The sequence below is a fragment of the Lysinibacillus sphaericus genome (genome assembly GCF_015844675.1).
GTDB classification, from domain to species: Bacteria; Bacillota; Bacilli; order Bacillales_A; family Planococcaceae; genus Lysinibacillus; species Lysinibacillus sphaericus_E.
Genome location: NZ_LDGC01000019.1, coordinates 75693 through 85613, shown reverse-complemented (window position 1 = coordinate 85613; position 9921 = coordinate 75693). Strand labels below are relative to the sequence as shown.

Genomic DNA, 9921 nt, shown 5'->3' with positions numbered 1-9921 from the left:
GCATATGAATTATCTACTACGTTAAAGATGTCCCTTGTCTATAAGACGCTTGAAAAGTTAAAAACACATCTAGACGGCAATCTCCATCCGGAAGCGATGATTCACTCGGACCAAGGTATTCATTATACACACCCAGAATATCAGCAGCGTGTAAAAGAAATGGGACTTCTCCAGTCAATGTCCCGCAGAGGAAATTGTCTTGATAATGCGCCAATAGAATCGTTCTTCGGTCATTTCAAAGATGAAGTAGATTATAAACAAGCAGAAAGTTTGGCAGAATTACACACAATAGTGATGGATTATATGGACCATTATAATCACACACGAAAGCAATGGACATTAAAAAAGATGGCTCCGGCAACTTACCGAAGCCATCTCATTGCGGCTTAACTTACAACTACATCCCTTTTTATTAAACTGTCTACAAAATAGGGTTCAGTTCACTATGAGATACATCCTTTTTACTTTTTTGATAGAGATATTGTTTTTCAATACAACAAAAGGGACACTCCATTTAATAATTGGATTGTCCCTTTCAATTATTGCTCTTTTCGCATAATAAAGCTTAAATGTCTGCCGGCCTGTTTATCTTGGCGGTAGGAAAAACCACCTGGGCTGAGAAATGTGCACGTTGAATCAATCAATATTTGCTTTGAAGGAATACCTACAAGCTCACATTGTTTTTTCACAGTTTGTTGATTATCGATATGATATTTAGTTGTTTCTGCATTGTAATACATAAAGTCTTCAGCATAGCCTAGATTGTGGTATTTTTCATAAACATCTGTATCCACCTCAAACTTCTGCTGACTGAGTGCCATACCGATTTGTACGTGAAAATCTTGAGGATTACAATGCTCGTGTTCCATCAAATGTTGGAAAAGTTTTAATGTAACTTCCTTGACAGTCCCTTGCCATCCTGAATGTACCACACCAATAAGACCATTGACTTCATTATAAAAAATGACAGGTACACAATCTGCTGTAAAACTACATAAAAGTAAATTCGGTTCTACTGTATAAAGTGCATCGGTATTACTAATGGCATTGTCCATCTTTTCAGCACCACGTCCTTTATCAGAAATCGTGACTTTATGGAAATTAGCACTATGTGTTTGTTGCGTGCAAATAAAATCATGTATGTCACAATGCAAAGTGGTTGCCAGTTTTTTTCGATTTTCTAGCACATCAGCTTCATGTACGCATGTATGCAATGCCATATTGTTTTGTTCTAGTTCGATATCATCTTTTAAAGTAGTCCCTGCGATAAATTGGTTATTATCAAAATAAATTTTAGTTTTCATATCATCACCTCGTTTTACTATATATGATTGGTTCCTGAATGTATAGGCGCTTACTCTTGAGATTTTTAAGAGCCTAGTTGTACAAACCTTTGACATAAATAATAGATTTCTTCACATATAGTATCGAAGAATCATAATTAGGAGGAAGGAGTTTGTATACATGACGCAAGAAAAATTCCTACTGATTTGTCAATTAGGAATGGGGTTATTTTGGATTATTACATACATACTAATCATCAAACAAGGATTACAAGATAAGCGATATGGGATGCCCATGGTTGCAATTTGTGCAAATATTTCATGGGAGTTTATTTTTTCATTTATGTATCCACAAAATGACTTGCAAAGGATTATTACGTTACTGTGGTTTATTTTAGATATTTTTATTATGATGCAATTTTTACATTATGGTCATAAGGAATATAAAAAAATAGTTCCAAGGAAAATATTTTATTCATCTTTTTTAATCACACTAGTAGTAAGCTTTTTTACGATTTTAGCAATGATGCATGAATTTAATGATCTAGAAGGCAAGTACGCCGCATTTTTACAGAATTTGATGATGTCAGGACTGTTTATTGCTTTGTTTTTACAAAGAGGGAACTTAAGTGGTCAATCAATGGGCATCGCTGTTTGTAAAATGATTGGAACGATGTTTGCTGCAGTTGGTTTCTATATGTATTTTAGAACACCGTTGATTACTATTATTTCGCTTGCGACCCTTATTTATGATTGGCTTTATATCGTATTAATCTATAGATTTTATGTGAAAAATGCTAAATGACCTTCATTTTAAAAATAAATAAAAATGATGAAATGAAACACACTATCAACAATACACGAATAAGATGTCTCTGTAGTATGACGATAGGGTAGGTGTTTTATTTGAAAAAGAAGTGGATGACCACATTATGTATTATTTGTACAATTGGGCTAGTTGGCTGTCAGGTGAAATCTGCGGATGAGAAAAATCAAGAGCAACCAAGTCAAGAGTCAGAGCAAAAAGCTGAGGATTTAAAAAAGCCTGTTACCATTGAACAACAACAAACAGTTGTTGAAATTGTAGACCCTACTACAAAAGCTATCATACAAACAATTTCGCCGAAAGAAATGGGCTATGAACGTGATAAACAATCGTATACAAAGCAAATTGAGCAATTAGCAAAAGAGTTGGCGAGAGGGAATGAAAAAGCGGCAGGCTATGATAAGCGTATGATACTCGATAAGCTGGACGATCAAGAAAAACTAATGAAAGGTAGTCCTTTAATTGTTTTAAAAGAAAGTGAATTAGTAGAGAGAATATTAGAAGCATCAGCTACTGGTGGTAAAGTGGAGATGCCTCTTTATATTACTGAAAGCGGGTATTATTTTGAAGATATCCCTTATCTAGAAAACGTAGTTGTTGCATCCTATACAACTTACTTCAATACCGATGATGTAGGCAGAAATAAAAATATTGAGCTTTCTGCGAAGGCAATCAATAATGTTATCGTTGGAAGTGGAGATTATTTCTCTTTTAATACAGTAGTTGGCCCTAGAGACGAAGCGAATGGTTATCAGCCCGCACCAGAAATCATTAACAAAAAGGTTGTGATGGGCATTGGGGGAGGTATTTGTCAAACGTCTTCTACCTTGTTTAACGCAGTTGATCAAATACCAGTTAAATTTGTAGAACGGCATCACCATTCTTTAGATGTAGGGTATGTTCCAAAAGGAAGAGACGCTACTGTTTCTTATGGTGGTTTAGATTTTAGATTCCACAACACTAGTGATGTACCATTTTTAATAAAAGCTAACTATAATAAAAACTCTCTTACAGTTGAGGTAAGAACAGCGGAAAAATTTGTAAAAATCTTGAAAAAGTCATAGTAATTTTTTAAAGACACTTAATCTAAAGGTGTCTTTTTTTTGGTGTCATGCTATAGTTAAATTGGGAAATTTCAGTATATTCGTGTTATGGGAAAAGGGGAAAAATAATGCATCCAAAGCTACGGGCGATAATAGATTCTATCGATTTTTACCAGGTAACATACCCAGAAGATGCTTGTATTATAGTTGCTGATACTGAGAAGGTCATTGCTTACAAGCCAGGTAATCAAGTGGACTTAAAGATTAAAGTTGGTGATCCTGTAGCCAAGTATCGTGGAACAACAACTGAAAAGTCTCTAAGCCTAGGAAAGTTTATGAGGGAAGAGCGAGGTTCTGAAGATTTTGGGATGGCGTATATTGCATCTGCACAACCTATTTTTGATGGAGGGAAAGTAATCGGTGTGTTAAGTGCTATTATTTCGAATGAAAAAATGGATGGGATGAGATTATTAGCAACTGAGCTTTCGAGTTCTGTTGAAGAAATGTCTGCAACGAATGAAGAGTTAGCGGTAGCAAGTGTAGATGTATCAAATCGCTTAGGTGAGCTATCCAAGTTTTCAGAATCTATGACTGGCGATATTCAACAAATCAATACGATTGTTAATTTAGTAAAAGATTTAGCTATGAAATCTAAAATTCTTGGATTAAATGCTTCCATCGAGGCTGCTCGCTCAGGTGAGCATGGACGGGGATTTGCTGTAGTAGCATCTGAAATACAGAAAATGTCGCAAAGTAGTACGGATAGTGCAGAAAGTATTACAAACCAATTAGAAAGCATTAAACAATCTATTGATCAAGTCAATGAATCTGCAAATCAAATCGCAACGTTTACCCAGCAATTTTCTGTGAGTATGCATGAATTAACCGACGCTTATAAAGGAATTAATAGCGTAGCAGAAAAATTAATGCATATAAGCGAAGTAAAGGCTTAATAACTTCAAGCAATTATGACTCGCCATAATTGCTAAGGATAATAGCAAATTAATCGCTATTATCCTCTTCGTCTAAATGATATTCAAAATTTCTTGTGGTGTAGCAACTTTGTAATCGGGTTCTTCTTGTTGCACAACTTCAAAAGAGTCATATCCCCAACCAACCCAAATAATAGGCACTCCCGCTTTTTTGCAGGCTGCGATATCTCTTTGTTCATCACCAATGTATAAAACTTCTGATGGTGTAATGCTTGTGTCCTTTAAAAATTTCTTGATCACTTTATCCTTTCCAAAAATTCGGTTTGAACAAAGAACATCTGACACACAATGAATGCCGTTCATTTTTAGAAATTCTAAAATATTCTCCTGTGAATTGGAGGAAATGATAAGTATTTTATAGCCCCTTTTATCAATTTCCATTAGGACTTCCTTCATACCGTTATAAAGATGAACATCATTTAATGACTGGCGATATAAGCGATAAAATTGAGGTAAAATCATCGGCAATTTATACATAGGAAAGTCGAATAATTTACTTCGTTCCGCTATAGATAATTTTTTCAGAGATTCGATTTCCTTTAATTCTATTCCTTTAAATTTATATTTTTGCGCAATTGTATTCCAAGCTGATGCTAACACTGCCGTAGAATCTGCCAATGTTCCATCAAAATCAAAGATAATATATTTCATGTAAACTAACTCCTTTATAATCTAGTTGTAAAGACGTTTTATTTTTGAAAATGTTACTGCCTATACTTAAAAAAAAGACATGATTATACAGGATATGAAACAGAGGAGTACAAATAACTCTAGATGAGCAATTTTTTCACTAATAATTATTTTTGGATCATCATCATAATTTGTGGCTAATTCGGGCGCTTTGTGCTGCCGCTACGCTTTCGCACAGAGCAAAGCTTTCTGGAGGCATCCGATGAGCCGCTTAAGGCAATGGATGATTGTGCGAAAGTGAAGTGCTAACGTAACGACAGAACAACAGGATGTTGGCCACAAAGGCGTTATCAGGACGTGATGTAGTCTAGTCCTACATGTGAATGAGGCATCATGACAGTAACTTAGAATTGATTTTGAGATTTATCTGGATAAATTAATTAAGTAGTGTTATCGTAAGAAATAGCTAAATAAAAATATCCTTCAGGGTAGGGTGAAATTCCCAATCGGCGGTGATGAAGTAATTCAAAGTCCGTGAGCGCAAGCTGATTTGGTGCAAATCCAAAACCGACAGTTATAGTCTGGATGGGAGAAGGGTAAAAGTAAGAGCTTTTTAAATTCGCTTGAGTTTATAAGGTTTATTTGATTATGCTTTTATGCAAACTACTTCCCATCGTTTAAGTTGGGAAGTTTTTTTATCTTCATTCAGTTGGTGTTTGGACACCCACTGAAATAGAGGAACTCAGGCTAACAACTTCACATTCTGTGAAAACGCCTGACCTAAAGCCTTCGGACGCATTTCGCCAAGGAGAATATGTATTTATTATTTAGCTAACGAATTGAATAGCAGTAGTTCTTCGGGGTAGGGTGAAATTCCCAATCGGCGGTGATGAAGTAATTCAAAGTCCGTGAGCGTAAGCTGATTTGGTGCAAATCCAAAACCGACAGTTATAGTCTGGATGGGAGAAGAACGATGAGATGATAGCCTATGGGAAAATTTTGTATCCTTATGGTTTATTTGTTGACGTCTTATTTATATGAACTCCCAAACCCCTTTAATCAAAGGGGTTTTTTATTTGAACAGGAATTTTTGATTGAGGGAGGAGGGTATAAGGATCCAAAAAGTGGAAGAGTAAAGCTTAGACCATTGAATGGAAGTGGGTGAAAAAATGTTTACAGGAATTATTGAGGATATCGGTACCATAAAAACCTTGCAAAGCGATAGACAAAGTATGGAAATTACCGTTATTTCAAAGAAAATAGTAGAGGATGTAAAGCTTGGGGACAGTATTGCGGTCAATGGTGTTTGTTTAACAGTCATATCTTTTAATGATCAGGAGCTTACGATGGATGTAATGCCTGAAACGGTGAAGGCAACAAATTTACAGCAGCTCACAATAGGAGATCCAGTAAATTTAGAACGCGCTATGTCAACGAATGGTCGATTCGGTGGTCATTTTGTATCTGGACATGTAGACGGAGTAGGGAAAGTAGTACGAAAGCGGCCGTTAGCAAATGCAGTCTATATTGATATTGAACTATCAAAGGAGTTAACGAGCTTCTGTATTCCAAAGGGCTCCATCACAATTGACGGAACGAGCTTAACAATCTTTCATGTAGAGAAAAATGGTGTCACAGTATCATTGATACCCCATACGTACAAGGAAACAATTTTAGGTATGAAGAAAATTGGTGATCTCGTCAATGTAGAAACCGATTTGGTAGGGAAATACATTTTACATCAACTTAAGTATGGTCAGGAACCGCCGACCATCACAAAAGACTTCTTAGCAGAAAACGGATTTTAACTAACAAGGAGGTGGCGAAATTGCTACATTCGATTGAAGAAGCAATTGAGGATTTAAAGCAAGGAAAGATCATTATTGTAGTAGATGACGAGGATCGGGAAAATGAAGGGGACTTACTAGCACTTGCGGAATTTATGACCCCTGAAACGATTAACTTTATGGCTACCTATGGAAGAGGACTTATATGTACGCCAATTTCCCAGCAGCTTGCACAAAAATTAGCATTAAACCCTATGGTTAGTGTGAATACAGATAATCATCAAACAGCATTTACCGTTAGTATTGATCATGTTGACACAACAACTGGAATTAGCGCCTTTGAACGGGCAATGACTATACAGAAAATGCTCGAGCCACAAGCAAAAGTTACCGATTTTCGTAAACCAGGCCATGTATTCCCGCTAATAGCAAAGGAAAATGGTGTATTAGAGCGTAGGGGACATACGGAAGCTACAATAGATTTGGCAAAGCTTTGTAATAGCGTTCCTGCAGGAGTTATATGTGAGATTATGGGCGACAATGGCAAAATGCTACGCTTTAATGATCTCGTTAAATATGCAGCACAACATCATTTGAAAATGATTTCAATTGAAGCATTGGTCACATATCGTCAACAAATAATGGAAGAAAACACAATGACTATATAAAAAGGATTATCACCAAAAGTTGTGGATGATGTTAAAACGTATTGAGTCGATCTTCGTTCCGGCTGAGTGACTGCTTGGGGATCTACGTAGGCTAAAATGCATTACGTCCTGTGATAACGCCTTTGTGACCAACATAGGTGCCGCGGAACGGAAATCAACCACACGAAATGGTGATGAGCCATAAAAAAGGAGAAAAGAAAAATGGGTAAAACTTTTGAAGCACAATTAATTGGTACAGATTTAAAAATAGCAGTAGTAGTAGGACGTTTCAACGAATTTATTACAAATAAATTATTAGACGGTGCATTAGATGGTTTAAAGCGTCATGGAGTTGATGAGAATTCTATCGACATAGCATGGGTTCCTGGAGCATTTGAAGTTCCATTCATCGCTAAACAGTTAGCTGAAACAAAGAAATATGATGCAATTATTGGATTAGGTACGGTTATTCGTGGCTCAACAACCCATTATGATTATGTATGTAATGAATCAGCAAAAGGAATTGCAAATGTGTCACTAACGACAAATGTACCTGTTATTTTTGGCATTGTTACTACTGAAAATATTGAACAAGCAATTGAGCGCGCAGGGACTAAATCAGGAAATAAAGGCTATGACGCAGCAATGTCTGCTATTGAAATGGCAAATTTAAAGAAGATGATTGGATAAATCTTTCTAATAGGTTGGAAATTTCAACGCTAAATTATTCTGACAAAGTATTTTAAACAGCATGCATCCTTGAATATTTTTTAAAAGCATGGAGAAAATATCCGTAAGTGTATTTATGTTATTTTTTTATAAATGTACTAATTTGGAGCTGGCTCAGTAGGAGATGATGGATATTTCTTCAATGGAACAAGAGTTAAATTTGAAATCTTTGAAGTCACTATTTCAACGCTCTGCTGATGTAGTATTTCAGGAGTATTCCTTTCAGCAACATAAAGTACATTTGATAAAATGTGAAGCGATGATTAATGAACGGTTACTGCAGACCGTTATTGTGGAACGAGTCCAATCCTTATTTACCGCAACATCGGATGAATTGTTAGCGGAACATATACAAAATCATTTACACATCCCCCATCTTCAGAGGATAACAAGTAAAGATGAGGCCATCACAAGAGTCTATAAAGGGCATGTTTTACTATATTTCGAAGATATGGATTTACTGTATTCAAGTTATATCGCTAAAAAACCAAATCGAGAGCCTAAAGAAACAACTCTTGAATTAGTTGTCAAAGGTCCGAGAGATGATTTTATTGAGGATGTATTAATTAATATTGCTTTAATACGAAAACGATTACCGACCAATTCATTAAGTGTTGAAACATATGAACTTGGCGCACGATCCAAAACAACTGTAGCTGTACTTTATTTAGAAGATGTCGTAAATAAAAAGATGCTTGAGAAAATGAAAATACAGCTCCAGCGAGTTGATGCGGACGTTATATTTAGCGGGGATATATTAATGGAAAGAATTGGGAAGAGCGATAAAATTCTGCCTAAACATGATTATACTGGCCGCCCGGATTCTGCTGTACAAGCCTTAAGTAGAGGGCGCATTATCATCATAGTCGATGGGGTATCATATGCCATTATTACACCTGCAAATGTAATGCTACTTTTTAAATCTGGTGAGGATAATGAGTATCCGATTATTGTAAGTTCTATGGAGCGTTTACTCAGAATAGTTGCAATTTTAATAAGTGTACTTTTACCAGGTTTTTGGCTTGCACTTTCAACCTATCATCAAGAGCAATTGCCATTCATCCTATTGGCAACAGTTGTTGAATCAAGAACGGGGCTCCCATTTCCAACTATTCTTGAAATATTAATGATGCTATTTATGTTTGAATTATTTCGGGAAGCTAATATACATCTACCCAATGTTATCAGTGGTTCCATAAGCGTTGTCGGGGGATTAATTATTGGGGATGCAGCGATTAAATCGGGTGTTACGAGTCCTTCCATGATTATCGTTATAGCCACGTCAAGTATTGCAGCTTTTACACTCGTTAATCAATCCATTGCATCAGCAATGAGTATTCTCAGGATAATCATTATTTTAGCATCTGCCTTTTTTGGGTTATTTGGATTCTTCATTTCGGTGTTTTTCATACTTCTATATCTTGCAAATTTACGAGTATTAGGTATTCCATACTTAAATATGGGAGCAAATTTAGATTGGTCGGACATTAAAAAATCTTTAGTTCGCTTATCTCCTTCAGGTTACGCTAAGCGACCAAAGTTTTTAAATGTACAGGATGAGACAAAGACATCGAGTAGGAAAAAATAAATACTTAGAATGAAAAGATCAGGTTTTTATAGGCCTGATCTTTTATTCATTTCCCAACAGACGATTCCCACTTCAACAATAAGAAGGTCATAGCCCAAAAGTAGGGAGCGAAGGTTGAGATAGTCAAAACGGGCTTGAGATGATAAACTAAGAACCAATATTCTTATTTAAAGAAGCAAAGAATCCTGAATCGTATTTCAAAAATAGCGTGTTTAAGGTGGATGTACAGGGGGGAGATAGCCATTGTCGTTCAAACTTCTAAATATCTTACTTCTCTTCATCTGATTTTCAGTAGGAAGAGCGATTCATTACGCAAAAAATGATTTTTAAACAACCATAAAAAAAGAAGTATATTGTAGTATAATAGGATTGTTGGATATGAAAATGTTTCCTAGG

At 35.9% G+C, this 9921-nt stretch carries 9 protein-coding genes, 1 pseudogene and 2 riboswitches; of the genes and pseudogenes, 8 read left to right on the top strand and 2 right to left on the bottom strand.

Features of this window, described 5'->3' with window-relative positions; translation table 11 throughout:
- The coding region (locus ABE34_RS07315) for an IS3 family transposase (protein ID WP_197141389.1) at positions 1-390 on the top strand (390 nt) is incomplete at its 5' end.
- Positions 391-539: 149 nt separating this feature from the next.
- Here the strand turns inward: ABE34_RS07315 and pgeF are convergent.
- Complete coding sequence (gene pgeF / locus ABE34_RS07310; RefSeq protein WP_197141388.1) at positions 540-1304, bottom strand: peptidoglycan editing factor PgeF; 765 nt, start codon at positions 1302-1304, stop codon at positions 540-542.
- Positions 1305-1464: 160 nt separating this feature from the next.
- On the opposite strand from pgeF, the gene ABE34_RS07305 reads away from it, so the two are divergent.
- The 3 genes from ABE34_RS07305 (at position 1465) to ABE34_RS07295 (ending at position 4105) form a co-directional block, all read left to right on the top strand.
- Positions 1465-2088, top strand: a complete 624-nt coding sequence (locus ABE34_RS07305) for a hypothetical protein (RefSeq protein ID WP_197141387.1) — start codon at positions 1465-1467, stop codon at positions 2086-2088.
- Positions 2089-2180: 92 nt separating this feature from the next.
- A complete protein-coding gene (locus tag ABE34_RS07300) occupies positions 2181-3173 on the top strand; it encodes a VanW family protein (RefSeq protein ID WP_430982156.1) in 993 nt (330 codons plus the stop codon).
- 107 nt (positions 3174-3280) lie between these two features.
- Positions 3281-4105, top strand: coding sequence for a methyl-accepting chemotaxis protein (locus ABE34_RS07295; RefSeq protein ID WP_197141384.1), 825 nt, complete (start codon positions 3281-3283; stop codon positions 4103-4105).
- 72 nt (positions 4106-4177) lie between these two features.
- Here ABE34_RS07295 and ABE34_RS07290 read toward each other — a convergent pair whose 3' ends face one another.
- Complete coding sequence (locus ABE34_RS07290; RefSeq protein WP_197141382.1) at positions 4178-4795, bottom strand: HAD-IA family hydrolase; 618 nt, start codon at positions 4793-4795, stop codon at positions 4178-4180.
- Positions 4796-5249: 454 nt separating this feature from the next.
- Positions 5250-5375: riboswitch (FMN riboswitch) on the top strand.
- A 248-nt stretch (positions 5376-5623) separates the two neighbouring features.
- A riboswitch (FMN riboswitch) is annotated at positions 5624-5749 on the top strand.
- 194 nt (positions 5750-5943) lie between these two features.
- Between ABE34_RS07290 and ribE the strand changes: the two genes are divergently transcribed.
- The 4 genes and pseudogenes from ribE to ABE34_RS07270 all read left to right on the top strand — a co-directional run bounded on the left by ribE (position 5944) and on the right by ABE34_RS07270 (position 9525).
- A complete protein-coding gene (gene ribE, locus ABE34_RS07285; RefSeq protein WP_197141397.1) occupies positions 5944-6582 on the top strand; it encodes a riboflavin synthase in 639 nt (212 codons plus the stop codon).
- A 20-nt stretch (positions 6583-6602) separates the two neighbouring features.
- Positions 6603-7196 (top strand): annotated as a pseudogene (ribB, locus tag ABE34_RS07280) (3,4-dihydroxy-2-butanone-4-phosphate synthase); the annotation flags it as partial.
- Positions 7197-7430: 234 nt separating this feature from the next.
- Positions 7431-7898: a 6,7-dimethyl-8-ribityllumazine synthase gene (ribH, locus tag ABE34_RS07275; RefSeq protein WP_197141378.1), complete on the top strand. Its 468-nt coding sequence runs from the start codon at positions 7431-7433 to the stop codon at positions 7896-7898.
- Positions 7899-8079: 181 nt separating this feature from the next.
- The gene (locus tag ABE34_RS07270) at positions 8080-9525 is read left to right on the top strand and encodes a spore germination protein (protein ID WP_197141375.1); all 1446 of its coding nucleotides are present in this window, start codon (positions 8080-8082) and stop codon (positions 9523-9525) included.
- Positions 9526-9921 lie beyond the last annotated feature (396 nt).